A 23584-nucleotide genomic window follows, 5' to 3' on the forward strand; every position below is an offset into this window, starting at 1 on the left:
GTTCAAAATTCAAGTTACGGCACAAGTACTTGCTACCCAATAAAGATTAATTAATAATAAGTTACTTTCCGGATAAGGAGCAATCGGTGATGTTATTCATATTTTTGGTAGTTCTTGCCTATTTAATGGGATCTATCTGTTCGGCGGTGATTGTTTGCAGGGCTTGCTCCTTACCTGATCCACGTACAGAGGGTTCAAAAAATCCCGGTGCCACCAATGTATTACGCATTGCCGGAAAACAATATGCGGCTTTGGTTATGGTGGCCGACCTTCTCAAAGGTACTATTCCAGTACTCATTGCCAAACTCTTAGGTGCTGACCCAGTAACCATTGGATTTACCGCTCTAGCTGCTGTTATTGGTCATATGTACCCTGTTTTCTTTGACTTCAAAGGAGGAAAAGGAGTTGCAACAGCAATTGGCGCACTCTTAGGCTTCCAGTTTTTGGTGGGTATTTCAGTGGCAGCAACGTGGTTGCTGGTTGCCAAATTTTCACGCTATTCCTCTTTAGCATCCATAACTGCAGTTGGTTTCGCTCCATTTTATTCCCTACTGTTGATTCAACGCCTGGATATTTTTCCCCCCATTTTCATTATGGCGCTCTTAATTCTTTACAAGCATAAAGAGAATATTATTCGTCTTATTGATAAGAAAGAACCGAAAATAAAATTGAAAAATGATGTTCTGGACAGCATGATGGAGGGCAAAACGGAGCCCGCCCCTACCTCCACCAAAAATGAAACCATACCTACAGAGACAGTCATTGAAGTAGAAGAGGTTATTATCACTGAAACTGTGGTGACTAAACCTAAAGTAAAAAAAACAACTTCTAAAAAAACTGAGGAACCTGAAAAGAAAACCAAAGCGGCTAAAAAATCCGCCCCTGTAAAACCTAAAATAAAGAAAGAAAAGAAAGAAAAGAAAGAATAACTAATTTATCGAAAGGCGTTGTATTTCAGCAATTACCACAAGTTTAGTTGCTTTAACCTAGAAATTTTCTTTAATTTTTAGCCAAACTATATGGGTATAGATTCTGTACCCATATCTATAATTAATATACGGCTAACCCCCGCCCTTTTATTAGTTAGAATAGAACATTCATTTAGTTAATAAATCAAACTCAAGAAAGAAAGCAACAACATGTACATTAGTTTTTCACTTGTGTATAATAACACCCATTAAGTTCAAATTTTGTGGTGACTTATGGCATATAAAGATCAAAACTATGTGTTCGAAAAGAACCCGAAGGAAGAGTATTATTCTTTTGATACAACAACAGCCAGCCCTTTTCATGAGTTTGAAATAAAACCAAGATCTGAAACTATAGATTGGTCCAGATTTACCGAGCACGCCTCAATTACAATTGACGGTATGAGCTTAGAGCAGTTACTCAAAAACGACCGAAAATTTGCAAAATATAATGATGGAAGTTATTTTACTTCAAAGAAAGAACTAAGAGATTTTTTTGAGAAGCATCTTGTATGTCGTATGCCTGAGCAAGAGCGAGAGGATGCTCTTCACCAAGTAATGATTCTCTTGAGCGAAGGAGGGCTTCGCCCCGCCACTACCGCTGCCGATCGAGCTTTCGGTGTTATTAATAAAAAAGGAACTGTTGGAACAACATTTTTCAACAACCCTGAGCATCAAGAAAGTAAACCTCAAATCACAGTGCCCGCAATAGATCCAGATACGATATCCGACCCTGTTTGCCAAAAAAGAGCGCTCAATTTCATTACCACTGAAAAAGGATTCATTCTCCAAGAAGTAGTAACTCAAAAAGCTTTATTTGTAATTGGGGGGGCAGAGCGATTTAAAATTTCTCCGGATGACCCAAACGGTGAAAAGCCATACGTTTATCAAGCGTTGATGACTATAAATGTCGATTTAAGAGCACATGAAGATAAAGTATCAGCGAAAGCAACCGTAACCAATTGCGGAATTAATTATGGCAGCGCACAAGCAAAAAAACTATTAGACACTAGAGGTTGGTGGGCACTATTTATTGATGCTGCAAGAAAACTCTTTCATATGGAATCTAGCAAAATTAGAGATCTCTCCCAGGGCCTAGGTGACGAGGGTGAGAGTATTGAGAAACAAGAGATCTCATCTTATTTTTCCTGTCCATATTAATATAGTTCGACTCATTAACACACGTGGTATTCAATAAATTATTATTATTTGATACCACTTCTTCTCTCTCCTAATTTACATTAGGTTAGACCAGGACAATATCAAGCTAAAGGCCATCTTGCTCTTACATCAACACCCAGACTTGAATCTTTTTCTCCACGTAACATCCGCAAACATCCCGCATAAGCAATCATAGCGCCATTATCGGTACAATATTCTAAAGCCGGAAAATAAATCATACCCCCAATGCTCTCAATCCATTCACGCAAGCCCAAGCGTAAGGCTTTATTTGCACCGACTCCCCCAGCAACCACTAATCGTTTGCATCCCGACTCCTGGACGGCTCGTTTGCATTTAATCATTAGGGTATCAACCACTGCTTGCTGAAATGCTTTGGCAATCTCAGCACAGGCACGCTCATCTTTAGTACTTTGGTTCCAGGTATTTAATGCAAAGGTTTTTAAGCCACTGAAACTAAAATCAAGACCAGGCCTGTCCGTCATTGGACGCGGAAATCGATAAGGAGTGGATTCGCATTGATCCGCCAAAGCGGCAAGTACCGGCCCTCCTGGATAAGGTATTCCCATCAGTTTGGCCGTTTTATCAAAAGCTTCGCCCACAGCATCATCTAAAGTATCGCCGAGGATTCGATAATCCCCCAACTCCTTGACTTCAACCAATTGACAATGACCGCCAGAAACTAAAAGGGCAATAAAGGGAAATTCGAGGGAAGGCGTTTCCATTTTGGCGGCCAAGAGATGGGCTTCTAAATGATGAATGGCTAAAGCAGGAATGTGTAAGGCATAAGCCAGACTTTTGGCAAAACAGGATCCAACTAATAATGCGCCAATTAAACCCGGACCCGCAGTATAAGCAACTCCATCCAGTGCTTTTTTATCTAGCCCTGCTTGTTGTAATACTTTATCAAGCAAAGGCACCAAATAATTAATATGATCACGTGAAGCCAGCTCTGGAACTACCCCGCCATGCACACGATGAGTATCGATTTGCGAATGCAAGGCATGCGCTAATAAACCTGCCTCTGAATCGTAAATCGCTACTCCGGTTTCATCACAGGAGGATTCAATACCTAAAACCAACATAAATTAGAGCCTGATAAAAAAATTCAACCATTGTATCACATATTTAAGCACCGTTTCGACGAAACAATCCCTCTTTCCCCTCAGTTTCAAAAGAGCTCTAAATGAGTTAAAAATAAAATTTATCTACTTAAAACTTGACGAGTGCTTCAACTAGCACTAGAATTGCCCACCTATTAAGATCAAATAACCAGAGGACTAGTTTAATGCCTACCGTTCGCGTCAAAGAAGGCGAAAATCCAGAATATGCATTGCGCCGTTTCAAGCGCTCTTGTGAAAAAGCCGGTATTTTAACCGAATTACGCCGTCGTGAATTTTATGAAAAACCAACTGCTGAGCGTAAACGCAAACAAGCAGCTGCGGTAAAACGTCATCTGAAGAAAATTTCTCGTGATATGACAGCAAAACAACAAGGCGGAAAACGCCGACGTAAATAGGATTCTCTGTCCTGTATTTTTTACTAAGGCCACATATACAGCGCATAGTCACAAATAATTATGATTATGATGTCGTATCTAGTGGCCTTTAGCTTTTCAAAATATATAAAAATCTTGAGAAACGGTTCGGTCAGAAAGCCGTTCCAGAATTAGGGCGAGCTGCTCGTTAGATTTTAAGGAATAACAAATGACAATTAAAGAACGTCTCAATAACGATGTCAAAGATGCAATGCGGGCTAAGGATAAAGAGCTTTTATCTACACTTCGTTTAATTACTGCAGCAGTAAAGCAAGTCGAAGTGGACGAGCGCATTGAAGTGGATGATGAGCGTATGTTGGTAATTCTGGATAAAATGAGCAAACAACGCAAAGAATCTATAGCGCAATACGAAAAAGCGAATCGTAATGATTTAGTTGCCCAAGAACAATTTGAATTGGATATTATTAAAAAATACTTACCAGAGCCTTTATCTGAAGCAGAAATTAAACAAATGGTTCAAGATGCTATTGCTTCAACTGGAGCTGAAAAAATGGCTGACATGGGTAAAGTAATGGCAATCTTAAAGCCTAGCTTGCAAGGACGTGCTGATATGGCTCAAGTTAGTGCCATGATTAAGGCTCAATTAAGCTAAGGAGCAACATGTCTGGCTTAATCCCGCAGCCATTCATTGATGATCTCCTCCACCGAACGGATCTGGTTGAACTAATTGACAGCTATGTTCCCTTGAAAAAAAGAGGGAACAGTCATATTGCTTGCTGTCCTTTTCATAACGAAAAATCCCCTTCGTTTAACGTTGTTGCTAAAAAACAGTTTTATCACTGCTTTGGCTGTGGTGCATCAGGCAATGCGATCAGCTTTGTCATGAATTACCTTAATCAGGGATTTGTTGATGCAGTTGAAACTCTAGCTACCCGCGTGGGTTTAACTATTCCTCGAGACAAACAAAACGAGAAAAATAATTCCTCTCAGGATCTTTATAAACTCCTGGCGAATGTCAGTCTTTATTATCAAAAAAAATTAAAACATGAAGGGCAACCGGCAATTGATTATTTACGAGGAAGAGGTTTAAGCGGAGAAATTGCAAAGCTGTACCAGTTAGGTTATGCAAGCGAAGGTTGGCATAACCTCGAAAAAGCGTTTCCTCGCAATCAACGCGAACTTCTGACTACTGGGATGTTGATTAAAAACGATGATGGAAAAATCTATGATCGGTATCGTAACCGGATCATGTTCCCCATTCATGACCGCCATGGGCGAATTATAGGCTTTGGCGGACGCGTCCTCGACAAGGACCAAAAACCCAAATACCTCAATTCTCCTGAAACGGTGATTTTTCAAAAAAGCAGGGAATTATATGGCTTGCATCAAATTCTAAGCCAGCAAAAGACCATTGAATACATCATTGTGGTTGAAGGCTATATGGATGTGATTGCTTTAGCCCAACACGGAATTATGAATGCAGTAGCCACCTTAGGCACAGCAACCAGTACTTATCATATTCAGCTGCTGGCCAAACACACCAAATCACTGATTTTTTGTTTTGATGGGGATAATGCAGGAAGACAAGCCGCATGGCGCGCGCTAGAAAGTAGCTTGCCTCACTTGAACTTAGGGCTCGATGCCAGTTTTATGTTTTTGCCAGATAGTCAGGATCCGGACAGCTTGGTTCGCCAGGAAGGCAAAGAAAATTTTTTAAATCGTATCAAGCAAGCCACCCCATTACATCGTTTTCTTTTTGACAGCTTAGCCAAAGATCTCAATCTACTTCGCCCCTCAGGAAAAACGCAACTCATTAATTTGGCCAAGCCGTTCTTACAAAAGATGGATGAAGGGTCATACAAACAATTGCTCATTGAAGATTTGGCACGTTTAACCCATATCGAAACGCATCGACTGAATCAATTAATTACTGAGGAGTCTAAATCCCCTCAACAGGAACAGGTGATGACTATTGCGCGTACGCCGATGCGTATCGCGGTGGCATTGCTACTCCAACATCCAGAAATTTATGCTCAGATTAAACCCAAAATCAACCTTGAGCTTTTCGATCCGCAAGAACATGAGATCCTCTTGCAGGTGTTACAGCAATTGGCAAACAATCCCCAGGCGACTACCGCAACCCTTATTGAATCCTGGCGTAATCATCCTTACTTTGACTCAATGAACAAGCTAGCAGCTTGGGAACATCTGGTTCCAGAACCAGAATTAGTTAAAGAATTTATCGATATTATGCTTTTTTTACAAAAGCAAAATCGCGAATTAACCATACGTCAGTTAATTAATAAATCACGTCAGCAAGGATTGAGTGAAATAGAACGAATAAAATTACAAGAAATGTTAAAAGAACGCCATATTTGAAGTGGTATTTAGCTTGAATAAGTTTATTGATTTGCAATTGGTATTAACCCCAACTCTTGGAGTTGTTCATAATGTGCTAAAATCTTGTAAAGAAGGTGTTCAGAAAAAAGCGATGAAAAACTACTGGTATGTTGCAGTATCAAGGTTTATAATTGTAAGGTTTTGTAACCCTAAAGAAGCAATCTAAATCCAATTAGTGTTATAGATACTGTAGATTCCATTGTTTTTTAGGAAATATCCAATTGTCCCTAGAGAAGTGCCTATGACCATGAATGATCAAGAACAGCAAAGCTCACAGATAACCAAAGTCATCAGCCTAGGCAAGGAGCAAGGTTATTTGACTTACAGTCAAATCAATGACTTGCTGCCTAATATCGTCGATACAGAACATTTTGATGTAATTATCAGCATGCTTGAAGGCATGAACATCAAAGTCTTTGAATTGCCGCCCGGTGATGATGAATTGGCACTTCTGCTGAATACTGAAGAAGTACCTGATATCGAAGAAGCCGCAATGGTGCTGGCCTCTGTCGACAAAGAAACGGGTCGTACTACCGATCCAGTTCGTATGTACATGCGTGAAATGGGCACCGTCGAGCTGTTGACCCGTGAAGGTGAAATCCGCATTGCGAAACGCATTGAAGAAGGTATTTATCAAGTCCTTAAGTCTTTAGCTCATTACCCAGAAACAGTCCAGTTAGTGCTTGACGATTACGATCGTTTCAATGCTCAAGAAATTCGTTTGAATGAAATTATCAGTGGTTTCTCTGATGTTGAAGATGAAATAGCTCCTGCTTCGAGTATTGGCTCTATGCTTGATGAAGAGCAAGTGAGTGAATTACTGCTGTCTGATGAAGAAGATGAAGAAGGCGAAGGTGGCGGTTTGGGAGAAGTCGATGATGGTCCAAACCCAGAGCAAGCTAAAATTTATTTTGATGAATTACGTGAAACTTATGAAGTTGCTGCCGCTGCTTTAAAAGAATTTGGCAGAGAACATGCTAAAAGCGAAAAAGCATTGGAATCCATGTCTGAGTCATTCTTAAAGCTCAAGCTAACGTCAAGACAGGTAGATCGCTTAACACGTCATTTCCGTCAGTTGCGTAACCACATTCGAGAATTTGAGCGCAGCATTATGCGTCTTTGCATAGAAAAAGCGCGTATTCCACGAAAACTATTTATTGATACATTTCCAGGTCAGGAAACCGATATGGAATGGCTCAATTCCATTATCAGCAAACACGGCAAAAAACTTGATATGGTCCGTATCGAGGAATATACCGAGGAAATTTTGCGCATCCAATCTCGATTGGTCGCGTTCGAAATCGAATACGGCTTAACTATTGGTGAAATTAAAGACATCAATCGTAAAATGTCGATTGGCGAAGCCAAAGCACGACGCGCCAAAAAAGAAATGGTTGAAGCAAACTTACGTTTGGTAATTTCCATTGCTAAAAAATACACCAATCGTGGCTTGCAATTCCTTGATTTAATTCAAGAAGGCAACATCGGTTTGATGAAAGCAGTAGATAAATTTGAATACCGCCGAGGGTACAAATTCTCTACTTATGCAACATGGTGGATTAGACAGGCAATTACTCGTTCGATTGCCGATCAGGCCCGTACCATCCGTATTCCGGTACACATGATCGAAACGATTAACAAGCTGAACCGTATTTCCCGACAAATTCTGCAGGAAACTGGCCGTGAAGCCACACCTGAAGAATTGGCTGAAAAAATGGAATTAAGCGAAGACAAGATTCGTAAAGTGTTAAAAATTGCCAAAGAACCTATTTCCATGGAAACCCCAGTCGGTGACGATGATGATTCGCACTTAGGTGATTTTATTGAAGACAATAACATCGAATCGCCAATCGACATGGCAACTGCCGAAGGTCTGCGTGAAGCCACTTTAGAAATCTTGGAAACTTTAACGCCAAGAGAAGCTAAAGTACTCCGCATGCGTTTTGGTATTGAAATGAATACCGACCATACTTTGGAAGAAGTAGGCAAACAATTTGACGTAACCCGCGAGCGGATTCGTCAGATCGAAGCCAAAGCGCTCCGCAAACTACGCCACCCATCTCGTTCAGAAAAGCTGAGAAGCTTCTTAGAAGGCGATGAAGGTTAGTGATCCAAATTAAGGGGAAGGAAAAAGGAATTTGTGATACCTCTTTCCCTTCCCTCCCCTCTCCCTAATGGGAGAGGAAAAACACTCTAAAAAAATCACAAAAAAAACTAGAACATTAAGCAAATTAAGTTTAAAATGACCCCCTCTCCGGGCCCATAGCTCAGTTGGTCAGAGCAGCGGACTCATAATCCGTTGGTCCTAGGTTCAAGTCCTAGTGGGCCCACCAATAAAATCAAGTAGTTACAGTGGTTTTTAGAAAGTTATAAAAAGTCATGTAGACGCAATGTAGACAGAATAATTGAAGAATTCACCTTAACAACATTTGAGATGTAACCTCAATAACTTGCTTAAGTTCAAACTCTTGTACTATTGTTATATATAGTATTTTAAATATGGGTAAAAAGAACCAATACTTAAAATTAATTTAGGATATTCAATGGCAAATGTTTTTGATGTAGCAAAGTACATTCTCGAGCAAACCGGTAGTTTGACTACCATGAAATTGCAAAAACTTGTCTATTATTCACAAGCATGGCATGCAACTTGGGATGACAAACGATTATTTCCTGAACGTATAGAGGCTTGGATCAACGGTCCAATTTGCCCATCTCTCTTTTTTCCTTTCCAGGGACGTTTTGAAATATCAAAAATTGATATTGAAGATGGTAATAGCACTAACCTTACTAAAGATGAAAAAGAAAGTATAGATAGTGTTATTCATTACTATGGAGACAAGAACTCTCAATGGTTAAGTGATTTAACACATGCTGAAGAGCCATGGAGGAAAGCGAGAGAAGGATTAGCTCCAAATGAACGAGGAAATCAGGAAATTACAATAGGTAGTATGACCAATTATTATGCAAATATTCCGAGCGAATAATATGTCTGGAAATAAGAAAAAACAAGTAAACCAAAATATTAAAATAACACCCACTAAAAAACCTTCAAGACTAAATCTCTCAAATGATGACACAGGTCAAGTAGTATGGAGTTTTGCTTTAGCTGATAATGATGGGGCATGGAGTTTTAAAAAACTAAACGATACTCAGCTCCACGATCTAATTTTTAATGAATTGGTCTTGAAAGAGCACTTGAGCTGGAATGATTTACAAAGTGCCAAGAGCCACCACGTAGAAAGTTATAAACTAATAAAAGAAGCCCAAGATCGTTTAAGATCTCTTAATATGGATGATGTAAACGAGCTTTTCTCCTTAAGGTTAAATGGACTCAAGCGAATATGGGGAATTCGGCAAGAAAATGTTTTAAGAGTTATCTGGTGGGACCCTAAACATGAAATCTGCCCTTCTCAAAAAAAACATACTTAAATAAGTTGAATCACGTTTAATTTTGACTAACTATTTTCTTAAATAAAAATATTGTAGCTGTAGACACCCTAATATTCACTTTAGTTGAAGTCCTTCTCTAGTCTATCCGTTACGTAACTTTTGGTAACAGATTACCTTGATTCAATAGCGCTTTTTTTAACAATCTTTACCGCCTGAGGATCTAAAATAAGTTCTTTCTTAAACAAGGGATTTTTATCAAAATAATTTATCATTTTTATGATTGTTCTTGCCAATGCTAATGCTGCTTCTGAATTAACTTTATATATATTTGTTAATTTATCTTCTCGTTGAGAATCACAATATGCTGACTGAATTAAATTTCCTTTATATTTTAGGTAATATGCAAAATCTTTGTTTTTGGCTATCTCAATATCCGGGTTATTATTTCGCTTCACTAAAATAAAAATATTGTCATATCCGTCATCTATAATCCTACCAAAAGTTTTAATCCTCTTATAGATACTTAACAACCAAATCGTTTGCTCAGAAGTAAGATTCTTAGAAATAAGAGAATTATCCAAAATAAGCTCAATTTCTTGAATATATTTATCCCAAGATATAAAAATATCAAATCCTAAAAACTCTTTATTTAAAATAATTTCTTCCAATATAGTTTCAGTGTAATCGCTCATTTTTTTGAAATCTTTCAATTCTGTTGGTTTCAGATTATCTAAATAGATAAGACGTTGTAATCTATGAAGCATATCCATAATGACCCTGCCAGATTTGAAGTTCACATAATCGTGAATTTCTTTACTTAATTTTTTGTTTGAAAAATATTGAACCGATTCAAAAATAAAAATAACAAATAGTATAGAAAATGATGTTGAGCTAATACCTATGAACAAATCTTTATAATTAGGATATAAATTAGATATCCAAATAAATAAAAAACCAATGATAATTACAGTCAGATAAGGCAAAGATTTTAAGAAGAATTTGCATAATCTATTGTATATCTTTATAAATATATCCATACCAAGCACCTTTATCCTCAATTCCATAATTATAGAATATTTAAAATATTAATTGCGCCACTGCAGAGCGTGCATAGTCGAGATTACGCAACTCCTTCTAAACACTCAAACATGCTCTATCAATCCCTTTTTTATACATCGATAGATACGGTCTAATAATTGGAATTAACGATATTATTTCTTTGGTTAAAGCCCTGCTTTTCTTTTAAAGAGTAAAAGGGGCGATTTATAAGACCTTAACAAAATCAAATATCTAGATTCTGCTATATTTTTCATAATGGGAGCATGAAATAGGTTAATAATATGAGTCAAAATTTAGACCAATCCTTATCAGATATGTCAGAAGAAGAACAAATATCGTACATGGAAGACTGGTTTCGTGATAATTATGAAGATCCTGCTCAAGAATGCCCCTATGCAGAGGGCGAGTATATCTATATCTATGGTGGGCCTTATGACGCTTATGAAGAACTTGAAGGGCAATTTTCAGACGAAGTACCAGAGAGACTTATTACTCAGCTAGCGGATAAGTTGTCATTGGAGTGTTATAATTGGTCAGGAAAAGAAGTTTCTTCAAAGATTTTCGATTATATAGAACCTAACCCTGAATACTATGAGGATTTCATAAATAACTTAAATATGATAGAAAAAATCGCGGATTTGCAATTTGACAATGATGTTCGATTGCATACTTTAAAACTACTATATATAAATGTTATCACTACCCTAGAAACTTACCTTTCAGAGGCTTTTACTACACTCATTAATTCTAATCCAATATATAAAAGACAGTTTCTAGAAAAAAATAAAGATTTTAATGAGCGTAAATTCCCTATATCAAATATATATAAGCAATATGAAGCAATAGATGATTATATAAAACAATACTTATCTGACCTTCTTTGGCACAGATTAGAAAAAATTGAAAAGCTCTATTTGGCGGCATTTAATTTACACTTTTTAGACAATAAGCAGCCTATATTATATGCAATACATATGAGGCACGATCTTGTCCATCGAGGCGGAAAAGATAAAGATAGGAATATATTAGTTATAACTAAAAATGATGTCATTGACTTGACAAAAAGTGTGCGTTTATTTGGGATCCATCTCTATTCACAATTAACAAGTCTCAATCAATCCAATTGATAAAACTGTTTTTTTGAATTAAAGAGACGCCAAATAAAATGAGAACAAATAAAAACTCATTAATTCGAAAAGCTAAAAGGATGTAAAGTTGAATCCCCCGAGGTAGATTGATTAAAATTTTATCTTCACGAAAATACATACACACAAACATGTTTTCCAATGTCTCAGGGACAAAAGGGACATTTGGGGCAGGCACGTCACTACTAGGTTTTAGCCGTCCCCACCCTGTGCCATGGAGGTGGCATGTGGGACTTATTGAAACCTATACCCACGAATAAAAATTCATTCAATTATAATAATTCCTTTAAATTGGGTTTTGAATTAAAGGTAAATGAAGGCATAGCGGTTGGCTTTTTCTCTTTGTCCTGATTTAAGGTCAGTCCCTTCGGTTGCTGATCGTCGGTATCCTTTTTTGAATACCCGGATTTTTGGCCATTCAGGTACTTCAATACGTATGCCGGAACGTATTGTAAGTTGCGGTGAAGCTCCCCTCATCCTTAAGCGTTTCCCATATGACAGTTATCGACCACCCTTTTTCCAATGCTTCAGAAATATCTTCGCGCGCATCAATAGGGTCAGGCCTTGAATTGTGAATTGTACCGGTTTTTTATTGGCACGTGGTTGTAATTCAAAATTCAAGGCCTGACCCCACGGGTCTGACCCGTATAGGTTGGATAGATATAACCCGTTTTACTTTCTGCTGGCATACAAACTCACTAAATTTTATTCCGGCTTCCTCGCCCCATTAACTCATAAACAAAATCAGATATAAGCAGGGGGTGGATTTCGTGGTTCTTAGTATCTTGCAAGGTAATGGGTTTTGGGTTTGAGCTCAATATCTCCCAGCGACGCAAAGAGCTAATTCATTTTTCTCAATGCCGTGGGATAAGTGTAATAAAAAATAAAATCTCGGAATAAGCTGAACTTGAAGAAATAATTACTGGGGCAATTGGGACATCCGAGACACATTGTAAATACTGAAGTTTATATGTCGCAACTTGTCCCAAACCATTTTAAAATTTGGGACACTATTTAAAACGAGGATCTTCACTGATACGACTTGGCCCCTCATAAGTAGGCTCTGGTTGATAGAAGAAAGCATTTTGATTCATTTTTTTTCCTTCAGTTCCAAAGAATAATTTACGTTCATCTGCTTCCCATTGTTTAAAACAACCCCACTTAGATTCATATTCTTTCATCTTTTGCTCAGATATTTTTGGAAACTCTACTTTATAAAACATTCATATCTCCAATTATGCTAAAAATCAAAATCATACCATAATGGACAATAATCAATCAAATACAGTGAGCCCTCAGTTAATAATGAATTTTCTCTGTCCCAACTATTTTATTCATTATTCCGTATCTTGCGCGAAGAAACATACAGCCTGGCGTGCCAACTCCCGGTATTCTTATGGCTAGGATTGCCATCTTTGCCAGCTCTTAGCCAGCCCGCTTTGAGTTGCTTTTGCATTCTTTTCTTCAAGCGAATTTGCAAAGTAGCACTTAATTCATTGTAATATTGATAATATTTTCTGTGATTTTTATATTCTCAATTAGGTGATGGAATATAACTACGCTTGTAAAAACTCTCTTTATCTTTAATTTTAGGCTCACGAATAATAATGCTTTTCATACAGTTAACTGATCTCTTCTCTTTTGAGACAAAATACATCAACCAAAACATTTTTGAAATTCGTTTGTTTCATCAATTGCATGCCAACCTTTTTTGCAACACGCTTCGAAGCCTCATTTTTATGGTTAATAATCGAAATCAACATAGGAATCCCAAGCACATTAAAAGCGTAATCTCTAACCGCCACAGCAGCTTCTGTTGCAATACCTTTTCCCCAGTATGCTTCATCTAAACGGTAGCCCAATTCAATATATTCGCTCTCATCGACTGCTTGATGAATAAAGCCACAAAAACCAATAAGTTCATCGGTTTCCTTCATAACAAGCCCCATCAAACCGTATTTTTGTTTTTTATACAATTCAATCCACTCGGGTATTTTTTCCGCAATAACATCGCGACTAACAGGTTTGCCATCACCAATATAACGCATCACATTTGGATTTGCGCAAATTTCAGCAAATCGCTCAATATCTTCGATGCAAAAAGGTCTTAAGAAAATTCGCTCTGTCTCAATAATTCGATTCATTTTTACACCTTATTAATTTGATATTTATCTCTCAATATCGCTAGCCTATATTCTCCTATTTTCTTAAATCCAATTGAAAAATATGCGCGTTCTGCTGCCAGATTATTTGTGAATAGTATCGCTTGCTTCACCCCATTTTTTTGTGCCTCCAACAAGCATAAAGCAACGACGGCTCTAGCATAACCGTGATTACGATATTCAACAGGCGTCCAAACAGGTCCTATTTGCACAATATCTGGTAATGAGGCATTAAACCCGCATAAAGAAAGTGGTAATCCATCATCCTCTAAGATCCACAGATCATCACGATTAGAGGCTTCTTTTATTGCATTATTTATTGATTCTACATCAGATAGGTTGCTTAAATCGGCACCTAAAGCTTCAACGTGGTAATCAGTTAACCATCTTTTTAAAATATCTGGAGCACAGTACTTTGCTTTTTTTAATTGATAAACAGAATCGGGCACCTTCATTTCTGATACTAACAACTGATACAAGCCATCCGTTGCGTTTAAAGCAAAAGATGACGAATTAATCTCCAGCAAATCAATCACAATTTTAGCTTGCCTTTCATCTCCTAAGATCCCACAAATAGGTCTAGAGCAATGCGATTTAAAATAATGGAATAACTTCTTTAATGCAGTTAGATCTGGGCACTGCATCATAATATTTCCATTCCAATAATGAGCTATAACGCCTTGAATCTCACCCAAAGAATTGCAGCACGAAAAATACTCCCCGTGATATGGGGTATTACTTTTATATTCTATACCTGAATTACGTAAATTCGAGCGTAAAAACATTGAGGTTTCTGGATAGCGACTAAGAAATGATTCTAATTCAGACTCATCCTCAAAAGACAATTTTTTAAAAAAATTCATTGTGTTCTCTATAAGCTAAATATTTCTAATTCTATAAAGACAACATGCCACATTTTGGCATAACCAGAACTGAAGCAACATGTTCGACCGAAGCAAATGCAATAATATAATCCGTTCGAATGTTCTCCTTAGCCAACCCTATAAGAAACATCACGCATCTGATGCATATCCTTTACCCCAAACCTTTTGTGAAGTAAATACCCAAACTTATAATACTGGCCTAAAGACAAAACAACGATGATGCAACCAACTCCAGCATTCTTAAATTTGATGTCGCCCTTTCACTTCTTTGGCATAAAACTCCCTTAATAATTTGATATTTGGATATTGTCTGTTTTGCTAACTTGCAAGGTGATGGTTTCGATTTTAAATCACAACTGGATGGCATGTGTGCAATCTCGTTTGCAATCATCTCCGCGGGTAATAGTTACCAATGGTTTATCCTGATAAGAAATGTTCGACTGAGGGTAAAGCATCATTAGTGAACTAGCTTATCCAACTCACTTGCTTTTGAAGTCTATACGGTATGATTTCGCCCAAATTGGATCCTCTTCGACCTATCAAGATAATTAGAAATCATACTGCGTTTATATTACGGTAATTCATAATCCGGCGCGCGATTTTTATAGATATTTAATAAGACCTGCTTCGATTGCTCAGACCATCCTGTTAAGCTATAGTTCAAATTTAAATTAAGGTGTGATGAAATGGCTAAGGATGGAAAAGATAGGAACGCAGCTGCTAAATGCCCAGTGATGCATGGTGGTATAACGGTGACAGGCGATTCGACCAGGGACTTTTGGCCCAATGCTTTGAACTTCGATATATTGAATCAGCATGATAGCAAGACTAATCCAATGGGAAAGGAGTTCAACTACCGTGAAGAAGTCAAAAAACTTGATTTTGCGGCACTTAAAAACGATTTGCATGCTTTAATGACCGACAGTCAGGCATGGTGGCCTGCTGATTGGGGACATTATGGCGGTTTGATGGTTCGTCTGTCCTGGCATGCTGCTGGTTCATATCGTGTGGCCGATGGTCGTGGTGGTGCTGGTACAGGTAATCAGCGTTTTGCGCCCTTGAATTCCTGGCCTGACAATGTGAACTTAGACAAGGCTCGCCGCTTGTTATGGCCGATTAAGAAAAAATATGGCAACAAGATTAGTTGGGCGGACTTGATTGCGTTGGCAGGTACCATCGCTTATGAATCAATGGGGCTTAAAACCTTTGGTTTTGGTTTTGGCCGCGAAGATATTTGGCATCCTGAAAAAGATGTTTATTGGGGCTCAGAAAAAGAATGGTTGGGCGCCACGCGTTACGATGACGACAGTCGTGAATCGCTGGAAAACCCGCTAGCCGCGGTACAAATGGGATTGATCTATGTGAACCCTGAGGGAGTGAATGGTCACCCTGATCCGCTTCACACAGCTCAGGATATCCGTGTGACCTTTGGACGCATGGCTATGAATGATGAGGAAACAGTCGCACTGACTGCTGGTGGTCATACTATTGGCAAATGTCATGGTAATGGCGACACAAACCTTTTAGGACCTGCTCCTGAAGCGGCGGATATTGAAGATCAGGGCCTTGGTTGGATTAACAAAACCAGTCGAGGCTTTGGTCGTAACACGGTTACGAGCGGTATTGAAGGTGCGTGGACGACCCATCCCACAAAGTGGGATAATGGCTATTTTTATATGCTTCTCAATTATGATTGGGAACAGAAGAAAAGCCCGGCCGGCGCCAACCAATGGGAGCCGATTAATATCAAGGAAGACGATAAGCCGGTGGATGTCGAAGACCCTTCCATCCGTTACAATCCCATCATGACCGATGCTGACATGGCAATGAAGATGGATCCCGTTTATCGCAAAATTGCTGAGCGATTTTACAAAGACCCTGAATATTTTGCAGAAGTTTTTGCGCGAGCCTGGTTCAAACTCACCCACCGAGACATGGGGCCAAAAGCACGCTACATTGGGCCTGATGTACCGAAGGAAGATTTGATTTGGCAGGATCCAGTACCTGTAGGTAAGAAAGATTATGATGTTGCTGCTGTCAAAGCCAAGATCACTTCCAGCAATCTGAGTATTAGTGAAATGGTTTCTACCGCATGGGATAGTGCGAGAACTTTCCGTGGTTCTGATATGCGAGGCGGTGCTAATGGAGCACGTATCCGACTGTTACCGCAAAAGAATTGGGAAGGTAATGAGCCGCAACGTCTTGCAAAAGTATTGCAGATTCTAGAGTCTATCGCCGCTGAGACAGGCGCCAGTGTGGCCGATGTGATTGTGCTTTCAGGTAATGTCGGAGTCGAGCAGGCTGCCAAAAAAGCTGGATTTGACATCACCGTTCCTTTCACTCCAGGACGTGGTGATGCGACTGACGAGATGACTGATGCTGCTTCTTTTGCTGTGCTAGAACCACTTTATGATGGTTATCGTAACTGGCTTAAAGAAGATTATGCTGTCAGTGCCGAAGAGCTTATGCTCGATCGCACCCAACTTATGGGACTGACTGCCCCAGAGATGACCGTTCTTGTTGGCGGCATGCGTGTGTTAGGGTCTAACCACGGCGGTACGAAGCATGGAGTGTTTACTGAACGTGAAGAAGTTCTAACAAATGACTTCTTTGTCAACCTGACCGATATGGCCAACACCTGGAATCCTATAAGCAATAATTTGTATGAAATTCGTGACCGTAAAACTGGAGCATTAAAGTGGACCGCCACTCGAGTGGATCTTGTTTTTGGTTCTAATTCAATTCTTCGCGCCTATGCGGAATTGTATGCTCAGGATGATAACAAAGAAAAATTCGTGCAGGACTTTGTTGCTGCCTGGGCGAAAGTTATGAATGCAGATCGTTTTGATTTGATATAGTGGTGCCACGATTTAATCGTGTCGGGAAATATACGAGTACTCTTTTATAGGTAGAAAAGAGTACTCGTATATCAATAAATCAATTAGTCACCCTATGAAAGCTGACTATGAGTGAAGCAATGCATTTTTTAGGAATTTATAATAAACAAATACCCGAAAAGTCAGAAAAACACAAAAGAAGAAATCGCTTTGCCTCTTACGATCTATTTGCGTTGATATTATCGTTTTTTAGCCTATTATAAAAATAATGCATATTAATTTAATAAAATAAATGTGATGCTTATATTTTTCGGTGTCATGGCCGAGTAGGTGTCCAAAAAGGAAAATCATGGACGGTGCTAGTTTTTGTAAACAATGCGGAAACCCTCTTGAATCAGTTGATCAATTTTGTAGTAAATGTGGTGCGAAAAATGAGTCTAATTTATCACACGATCAAGCTCCAAAAGAAACAATCCAATTCTCTAAACATATAAGCCCAAAATCAGCAACCACAGCACTTCTACTCAACTTTTTTTTAGGAGTGTTGGGTGCACACCGGTTATATGTCGGTAAAATAGGCACTGGATTATTAATGCTCGTTACAATAGGTGGGTTTGGTATTTGGGTTTTGGTTGATTTGATTCTTATTGTGACTAATAAGTTTGAAGACAAGCAAGGAGGTTTATTGGAGTTAACCCAAAACTCTTCACCATTCAAAACTGCAATAGTGATTAGTACAGTTTTAGCATGGTTGCTATTGTATGTACTTATGGTATTTGCACTCGTATTTTACTTTACTAGTGGGCTGGTTTATACCATTGAGCATCAGCTGAATGCTCTGCAATCTGGCAATATTGAAAAAGCGTACTCATATACATCGAAAGATTTTCAAAAAACCACCTCTATAAATGATTTCAAAAAATTTTTAGACCAATATCCCTCAATAAAAAATAATGAAAGCTATTTTTTTAACACAAGAGAAATTGAGAATAATTTAGGATTTGTGAAGGGAACTTTAACTGCAAAAGATGGTGCTAAAACACCAATCGAATATCGCTTAATAAAAGAAGATGATACTTGGAAAATCTTAAATATTAAGGTGGTTCCTACTGGTGCATCGATAATGATAAATAATAAAACTAGTGAGCCCCCCAGTACTACACCATCTCAAGAAAATTCTTTACCCAAGTTATTTGAAGCTAAGGGCAATAAATATTCAATCAGATATCCTGACGATTGGTCCTATGTTTCTCCTTCAAAGGGGACTATTGTGTTCATGGGTAAAAAAGGAACCGCTGCTTATCATGTTAATGTTAATATTCAAACAATACTTTCAAAAAAATCCGGAGGTAAGTATTCAAGTATCAAAGAAATAGTGGATGATTTAAAAAAACAACTTTCCACGCAAGCATCTAATGCGAAAATTTTGTCTCAAGGTGAGGGAGAGTTACCTAAAAATCCCAAGAGATTTCATGGGGAATACCTTGTTTTTACTTATACTTTTAAGGGCAAAACGTTTAAACAACTGGAATTTATCATTTCCAGAGATGATGAATTGGCTTTTTATACTTGGGCGTATACTGCCCCTTCAGATCAATATGATATAAATCTCCCTATTGCTAAGGCCATGTATGAATCATGGATTATTGACTAACTTAACGAGAGCACTGCAAAAACCATAAATAATGGAGTGTACATTGTGAGAAAATTAATTATTATTTTAGTCAATTTAATTTTAGTAAACTATTCTGTACCTCTCCTTGCAGGTGTCCCACAACTTAATCTTGATTGTAAATCTTTATCCGAACATATGGTCATTTCAGGTTATCCCCGAGGTGAAGGCTATGATTTAAAAATAAAAATAAATGATCATGTACTGCGTTATGTGGATAAATGTAGTGATATAAACTGCTCAAAGAGAGAGAAATATGGAGACCTCTACATAGTTGAAGCGCTAAATAAAAAAGTATTTACCATTTATTTTGTTGAACCTACTGATAATGGTGAACTTTTTATGGGATATTTTTATGCGCTACCAGAAACGGTTAAATATACAAAAACTACCCACGGGTATCGTGCTGAGTATATAGCACTTTACGATGGGGCGGATCCTCGTAGCAAAACATCTCCAAGAGCGTTTGTGGGCAATCCGATTAAATTAACTTGTATACACCAGGAAGAACTTTAAGAATCTCTTCCTAGTTTATTATTACCCCATTACCTGGAAAACAAGAAAATCTCCCCCTGTCACACTCTCTTCCTCTTGAAAAAGCCTCTTACTCAACGAGGTAATGTGGTCCGTTTTTTAGGTGTGTTGTCTGAAGCCCATATGTGCATGTTATCCCTGAAGCGAAATGAAAGAACTTTGAGGAGCAAAAGGCAATGGAGCTTGCTCCTACAGTTTCTAATAAATTACATAGTCTCATGGGTTATATTGCTATTTCTTGGATCGTCTTTTGGGTTAATATAAATTTACTACACATAGGAAAGTTTAAATATCCTATTGGATTACATGTAGGTTTTCTACGATACAGTAGATTTTAGACTCAACAGATAAGTCCCTGGCTGCATGCAACCAGTTTACGCTTTACTGCCATGTTTTTTACTCAAGAGGACGTCTTTATCTTAATATACTGTTACAAACAACCAATTTTCATAGCTGATCATGTTTACATGCAGTCAGCAAGCTAAATTATCCGCTGAAAAAAGTAATCTAAATATTTTTCATTTGAAAACAATAAGTTGCTGTGGGAACATATCCAGCGAGATGGATGTGGCTCATATTTTAAAGAGGATGATATGCAAGAACGATTTTTTAAAGAAACCCGCTCTGAATTTTCAATTTCATTACCTTTGCTCAGTTCAGAAGATTTGGATCATTTACAGACTTTATGTGATGAAGGGATTGATATAAATACCCTGCTTATTCACAAAATGCCAAAAACAGATTTGCATGTTCACGCTGAAGCGGGCATTTTGATCGATACCAAATTAGCCAAAATAATAGCAGCCCGCAATAATATCCCATTTCCCGATGACTTGGTCGACGACCAAACTCAGCAATGGAAATTTACTGGTTCGGATAATCTTGATCAATTTATCAAAGACTTTCGACGTATTTCAAATATTTTGCAAACGCCGCAAGATATTGAAGACATTATTTACGCATTTTATAAACACTGTTATGAACATCATGTCATCTTCGCTTTACCAGGAATTTCTTGGATACAATGTAAAGAACAAATGACTTTCCTTGAATTTAACCAAGCCTATAATCGGGGTCTTGCCCGAGGTATCAAGGATTTTGGTGACACCACTACATTGAGGTTACGCTATTATCAAGAACGACATATAAATTCAGAAGAATTTCAAAAAATATGGGACATGATTCAACAATATCCTAATCCTATGGTAACAACGATAGGCCTTGCCGGATCAGAAGATGGTTTTCCATTGGATAATTTTTTTGAATTTTTTGAATCACTCAATCATTTTAGACAAAAAATGGGCAATCCCTGGTATTTTCTTACTGCCCATGTGGAGCCGGAGTCCCCTGAACGTACCCTAGAAGTTGCAAGAAATTATTTGGATTGGTTTGCCCATGGTAGGAATATTGCAGATTATCCCCAGCTCAAAAAAACACTTAAAACTTCGGGGATGACTCTTGAAATATGCCCTTTAAGTGATGTTGCATTTTTTCCGAAATCCATTCCAGATTTACAAGCCCATACTCAATTCCAAGCTTTATTTAAAGAAGAAATGATTTCTTTAAATTCAGATGACCCGGCATTTTGTGGAACAATTGATGAAGTATACCAGTGTGTTTTCAAAGCACTGAACTGCGATATGGCGCTTTTATTCCGATGCACTTATAACGGTTTATTCCCAGCGGCACGCAACACCTTAGAAAACATGCGTTTTTACGCCCCAGAAACTTATCAAACCCACATGTTGATTCTCGAAAACGGCATGTTGAAGCTTAAATTTTTTGAAACATATTGTTGTTTATTACAAGAGATTAGAACCATAAGTGATGCGCATCGCGAACTAAAAAAACAAATTTTGGAAATTAGCTTGCACACTCCCCTAAGTGAATTAAATCGTCTCTCATCAACTCTTTTGAAAATAGGAAAAGAGACCAGCATCACCTCATTAATAGATATAAGACAAGAGATTATTAGGACGGCTAAAGTATTAGAAACGAAAACGTTGCAAGCCATAGAACAATTTGAACGGGATTGTCGCCTTTCCCAAGAGCAAGCTTTCAGCGGTCTTGAAACATAATCTAGAACAACCAGGGTAATTTAGCATTATAGGTCAGGTTCAAATAGGGAGCCCGAATTAGCGAAGCGAAATTTAGCTATATTTATTTCTCAGCTTGTAGGAAGATATATTGTTGAATGTAAATAAATATCACCTACACATGATTATGTCAGGATAGTCCAGAGCTTTTGTATAACATCTCTGAAACTTTTTTCCTATTCTTTACATAATTGAATTCGCAGCTCACTAATATCCTCATTTTTGTAAAACAAGAATATATAGCAGCGTTACCCCTATGCGGCTTTTGCTAGAGGGCTACTCATTCTACGTAAACTAAGCAAATTCAGAATTGCCTGAAAATTCTGATTTATCCTCTCTTGTATTGGCTTTCACATGCCAGAGTGGCAACATCAAAAATAATGGAATCAAGCAACAAATTAACAGCGTGAGGAAGAAATTATCCCAGCCGTAATTTTTGATAATTGCACCCAAAGGAGCACCAGCCAGAACAGCACCTAAACAATAAGCAAAAAATCCGGCAAAGCCAGTTGCGGTTGCCGCTGCTTTTTTGTGTGCTAACTCCGCACATGCCATACCAATCATCATTTGTGGTCCAAAGATAAAAAAACCAAAGAAAAAAAGAAACAATGAATCGAGAAATGGTGTATATCCTCGAGTGAATGTAAAGAGCAACAAAGTGACAAATACACCTGCAGTAAAGAGCACATTTATCGGATTGCGTTTACCTTGAAATATTTTATCCGACAGCCAGCCCGCGGCCAGACTTCCAAAAAAACCACCTACCTCAAACCATATGACACAACTACCTGCTGTGATTAATGAATAATCCTTCGCTTCGGTTAAGTACAGCATGCTCCAATCATTAATGGCAGTTCGAACTACATAAATAAACAAGTAAGAAATAGAAAGAATCCAAATATATGGGTTGCTTAATACATACTTCCAAAGAATTTCTTTAACTGAAAATTCTGTTTTTTCTGGGTGGTGATTTGCTGAACCAGAAAAATCGTTATTATATTGCTCTATCGCAGGTAAACCCAGCGATTGCGGGGTATCCCTTAAACGATTGATTAAAAAAACGCCTCCAAAAATGCAGATTACTCCCGGCACAAACATGGCTGAACGCCAACCGAAATATTGCGCGCACATCGCAACAATCAAGGGAATTAATGCACCCCCCACGTTATGTGATGTATTCCAAATGCTCCACCAACGACCACGTTCTGATTGTGAATACCAATGCGTTAATAATTTAGTACATCCTGGCCATCCCCAGCCTTGGAACCAACCATTCAATCCCCAAAAGATTGCAAATAACCACCAAGTAGAAGACAAACCAAACAAAATATTAAAAACACCTGTCAAAATTAGTCCAATCGCCATTAAGTAACGGGGATTTGACTTATCGCCCAGAATTCCACTCAAAAATTTGCTGATGCCATAACTTAAGCTCAAAATGCTAGCGATCATTCCGAGTTCAGTTTTGGTCATTCCTAGGGTGCTTTGCAACGCAGGCATCGCGAAGATAAAACTTTTTCGCGTAAAATAAAACAAAACATATCCTAGATACATGGCATAAAAGGTGCGGATACGCCAATAACGATATTGCTGTTTAACAACGGTTTTATCCTGAATTTCATCAAGATATGGAGCTGGTTTTAAAAAATTCACAAATGCCATGATTATCCATCATCATGATAAAAAAATAAGATTAGAATGTAACTCGCAAAGTATGTCAAATCATTTCTAATTTAAATGATAGCAGCTCATATCTA

Annotated in this window: 19 protein-coding genes, 1 tRNA gene and 1 pseudogene; 14 read left to right on the forward strand and 7 right to left on the reverse strand. The window is 38.1% G+C overall.

All coding sequences use genetic code 11. The features are described 5' to 3' along the window. Nucleotides 1-86: 86 nt before the first annotated feature. Nucleotides 87-929, forward strand: coding sequence for a glycerol-3-phosphate 1-O-acyltransferase PlsY (gene plsY / locus ACWTE2_RS29055; RefSeq protein ID WP_454785472.1), 843 nt, complete (start codon nt 87-89; stop codon nt 927-929). Between the two features lie 273 nt (nt 930-1202). Next, the gene (locus tag ACWTE2_RS29060; RefSeq protein WP_454785473.1) at nt 1203-2129 is read left to right on the forward strand and encodes a hypothetical protein; all 927 of its coding nucleotides are present in this window, start codon (nt 1203-1205) and stop codon (nt 2127-2129) included. A gap of 101 nt (nt 2130-2230) precedes the next feature. Here ACWTE2_RS29060 and tsaD read toward each other — a convergent pair whose 3' ends face one another. Next, nucleotides 2231-3232, reverse strand: coding sequence for a tRNA (adenosine(37)-N6)-threonylcarbamoyltransferase complex transferase subunit TsaD (tsaD, locus tag ACWTE2_RS29065; protein ID WP_454785474.1), 1002 nt, complete (start codon nt 3230-3232; stop codon nt 2231-2233). Nucleotides 3233-3435: 203 nt separating this feature from the next. Between tsaD and rpsU the strand changes: the two genes are divergently transcribed. From rpsU to ACWTE2_RS29100, 7 genes are all read left to right on the forward strand, one after another. Next, nucleotides 3436-3666: a 30S ribosomal protein S21 gene (gene rpsU / locus ACWTE2_RS29070; protein WP_010652681.1), complete on the forward strand. Its 231-nt coding sequence runs from the start codon at nt 3436-3438 to the stop codon at nt 3664-3666. Nucleotides 3667-3853: 187 nt separating this feature from the next. Then, nucleotides 3854-4297, forward strand: coding sequence for a GatB/YqeY domain-containing protein (locus ACWTE2_RS29075; protein ID WP_454785475.1), 444 nt, complete (start codon nt 3854-3856; stop codon nt 4295-4297). Between the two features lie 8 nt (nt 4298-4305). After that, on the forward strand, nt 4306-6024 hold the full coding sequence (dnaG, locus tag ACWTE2_RS29080; protein WP_454785476.1) for a DNA primase: 1719 nt from the start codon (nt 4306-4308) through the stop codon (nt 6022-6024). A 262-nt stretch (nt 6025-6286) separates the two neighbouring features. Then, nucleotides 6287-8152 carry an RNA polymerase sigma factor RpoD gene (rpoD, locus tag ACWTE2_RS29085; protein ID WP_182392626.1) on the forward strand — a complete coding sequence of 622 codons (1866 nt, stop codon included), beginning with the start codon at nt 6287-6289 and terminating at the stop codon, nt 8150-8152. Nucleotides 8153-8301: 149 nt separating this feature from the next. Further along, a tRNA-Ile gene (locus ACWTE2_RS29090) sits at nt 8302-8378 on the forward strand. A 210-nt stretch (nt 8379-8588) separates the two neighbouring features. Further along, nucleotides 8589-9032 (forward strand): Panacea domain-containing protein, encoded by a 444-nt coding sequence (locus tag ACWTE2_RS29095; protein WP_454785477.1) that lies wholly within the window; start codon nt 8589-8591, stop codon nt 9030-9032. 1 nt (nt 9033) lies between these two features. Beyond that, nucleotides 9034-9477, forward strand: a complete 444-nt coding sequence (locus ACWTE2_RS29100) for a hypothetical protein (RefSeq protein ID WP_454785478.1) — start codon at nt 9034-9036, stop codon at nt 9475-9477. 131 nt (nt 9478-9608) lie between these two features. Here the strand turns inward: ACWTE2_RS29100 and ACWTE2_RS29105 are convergent, their stop codons facing one another. Continuing rightward, nucleotides 9609-10475 carry a hypothetical protein gene (locus tag ACWTE2_RS29105; protein ID WP_454785479.1) on the reverse strand — a complete coding sequence of 289 codons (867 nt, stop codon included), beginning with the start codon at nt 10473-10475 and terminating at the stop codon, nt 9609-9611. Between the two features lie 303 nt (nt 10476-10778). Here ACWTE2_RS29105 and ACWTE2_RS29110 point away from each other — a divergent pair, with 303 nt between their 5' ends. Further along, entirely contained in the window at nt 10779-11624 is an 846-nt protein-coding gene (locus ACWTE2_RS29110; RefSeq protein ID WP_454785480.1) for a hypothetical protein, read from the forward strand. Nucleotides 11625-11914: 290 nt separating this feature from the next. Here the strand turns inward: ACWTE2_RS29110 and ACWTE2_RS29115 are convergent. The 4 genes and pseudogenes from ACWTE2_RS29115 to ACWTE2_RS29130 form a co-directional block, all read right to left on the reverse strand. Then, nucleotides 11915-12186: pseudogene (locus ACWTE2_RS29115) on the reverse strand (TraK family protein); the annotation flags it as partial. A gap of 466 nt (nt 12187-12652) precedes the next feature. Continuing rightward, nucleotides 12653-12865 (reverse strand): hypothetical protein, encoded by a 213-nt coding sequence (locus ACWTE2_RS29120; protein WP_454785481.1) that lies wholly within the window; start codon nt 12863-12865, stop codon nt 12653-12655. Nucleotides 12866-13264: 399 nt separating this feature from the next. After that, nucleotides 13265-13786, reverse strand: coding sequence for a GNAT family N-acetyltransferase (locus ACWTE2_RS29125; RefSeq protein WP_454785482.1), 522 nt, complete (start codon nt 13784-13786; stop codon nt 13265-13267). Between the two features lie 2 nt (nt 13787-13788). Continuing rightward, a complete protein-coding gene (locus tag ACWTE2_RS29130) occupies nt 13789-14667 on the reverse strand; it encodes a GNAT family N-acetyltransferase (RefSeq protein WP_454785483.1) in 879 nt (292 codons plus the stop codon). 707 nt (nt 14668-15374) lie between these two features. Between ACWTE2_RS29130 and katG the strand changes: the two genes are divergently transcribed. From katG to ACWTE2_RS29150, 4 genes are all read left to right on the forward strand, one after another. After that, nucleotides 15375-17546, forward strand: coding sequence for a catalase/peroxidase HPI (gene katG, locus ACWTE2_RS29135; RefSeq protein WP_454785484.1), 2172 nt, complete (start codon nt 15375-15377; stop codon nt 17544-17546). Between the two features lie 328 nt (nt 17547-17874). Further along, a complete protein-coding gene (locus ACWTE2_RS29140) occupies nt 17875-19179 on the forward strand; it encodes a DUF4864 domain-containing protein (RefSeq protein ID WP_454785485.1) in 1305 nt (434 codons plus the stop codon). A gap of 45 nt (nt 19180-19224) precedes the next feature. Continuing rightward, entirely contained in the window at nt 19225-19713 is a 489-nt protein-coding gene (locus tag ACWTE2_RS29145) for a hypothetical protein (RefSeq protein WP_454785486.1), read from the forward strand. Between the two features lie 611 nt (nt 19714-20324). Continuing rightward, nucleotides 20325-21809, forward strand: coding sequence for a hypothetical protein (locus tag ACWTE2_RS29150; RefSeq protein ID WP_454785487.1), 1485 nt, complete (start codon nt 20325-20327; stop codon nt 21807-21809). Between the two features lie 312 nt (nt 21810-22121). On the opposite strand, the gene pgtP is transcribed toward ACWTE2_RS29150, so the two are convergent. Continuing rightward, nucleotides 22122-23489, reverse strand: coding sequence for a phosphoglycerate transporter protein PgtP (gene pgtP, locus ACWTE2_RS29155; RefSeq protein WP_454785488.1), 1368 nt, complete (start codon nt 23487-23489; stop codon nt 22122-22124). Nucleotides 23490-23584: the final 95 nt, after the last annotated feature.

It is taken from the genome of Legionella nigrisilvae, assembly GCF_977063395.2.

Excerpts from the sequence above, each read along its gene's own strand:
- ACWTE2_RS29060 (WP_454785473.1), top strand. The coding sequence starts at position 1,203 with ATGGCATATAAAGATCAAAACTATGTGTTCGAAAAGAACCCGAAGGAA.
- tsaD (WP_454785474.1), bottom strand. The coding sequence starts at position 3,232 with ATGTTGGTTTTAGGTATTGAATCCTCCTGTGATGAAACCGGAGTAGCG.
- rpsU (WP_010652681.1), top strand. The coding sequence starts at position 3,436 with ATGCCTACCGTTCGCGTCAAAGAAGGCGAAAATCCAGAATATGCATTG.
- ACWTE2_RS29075 (WP_454785475.1), top strand. The coding sequence starts at position 3,854 with ATGACAATTAAAGAACGTCTCAATAACGATGTCAAAGATGCAATGCGG.
- dnaG (WP_454785476.1), top strand. The coding sequence starts at position 4,306 with ATGTCTGGCTTAATCCCGCAGCCATTCATTGATGATCTCCTCCACCGA.
- rpoD (WP_182392626.1), top strand. The coding sequence starts at position 6,287 with ATGACCATGAATGATCAAGAACAGCAAAGCTCACAGATAACCAAAGTC.
- ACWTE2_RS29095 (WP_454785477.1), top strand. The coding sequence starts at position 8,589 with ATGGCAAATGTTTTTGATGTAGCAAAGTACATTCTCGAGCAAACCGGT.
- ACWTE2_RS29100 (WP_454785478.1), top strand. The coding sequence starts at position 9,034 with ATGTCTGGAAATAAGAAAAAACAAGTAAACCAAAATATTAAAATAACA.
- ACWTE2_RS29105 (WP_454785479.1), bottom strand. The coding sequence starts at position 10,475 with ATGGATATATTTATAAAGATATACAATAGATTATGCAAATTCTTCTTA.
- ACWTE2_RS29110 (WP_454785480.1), top strand. The coding sequence starts at position 10,779 with ATGAGTCAAAATTTAGACCAATCCTTATCAGATATGTCAGAAGAAGAA.
- ACWTE2_RS29120 (WP_454785481.1), bottom strand. The coding sequence starts at position 12,865 with ATGTTTTATAAAGTAGAGTTTCCAAAAATATCTGAGCAAAAGATGAAA.
- ACWTE2_RS29125 (WP_454785482.1), bottom strand. The coding sequence starts at position 13,786 with ATGAATCGAATTATTGAGACAGAGCGAATTTTCTTAAGACCTTTTTGC.
- ACWTE2_RS29130 (WP_454785483.1), bottom strand. The coding sequence starts at position 14,667 with ATGAATTTTTTTAAAAAATTGTCTTTTGAGGATGAGTCTGAATTAGAA.
- katG (WP_454785484.1), top strand. The coding sequence starts at position 15,375 with ATGGCTAAGGATGGAAAAGATAGGAACGCAGCTGCTAAATGCCCAGTG.
- ACWTE2_RS29140 (WP_454785485.1), top strand. The coding sequence starts at position 17,875 with ATGGACGGTGCTAGTTTTTGTAAACAATGCGGAAACCCTCTTGAATCA.
- ACWTE2_RS29150 (WP_454785487.1), top strand. The coding sequence starts at position 20,325 with ATGCAAGAACGATTTTTTAAAGAAACCCGCTCTGAATTTTCAATTTCA.
- pgtP (WP_454785488.1), bottom strand. The coding sequence starts at position 23,489 with ATGGCATTTGTGAATTTTTTAAAACCAGCTCCATATCTTGATGAAATT.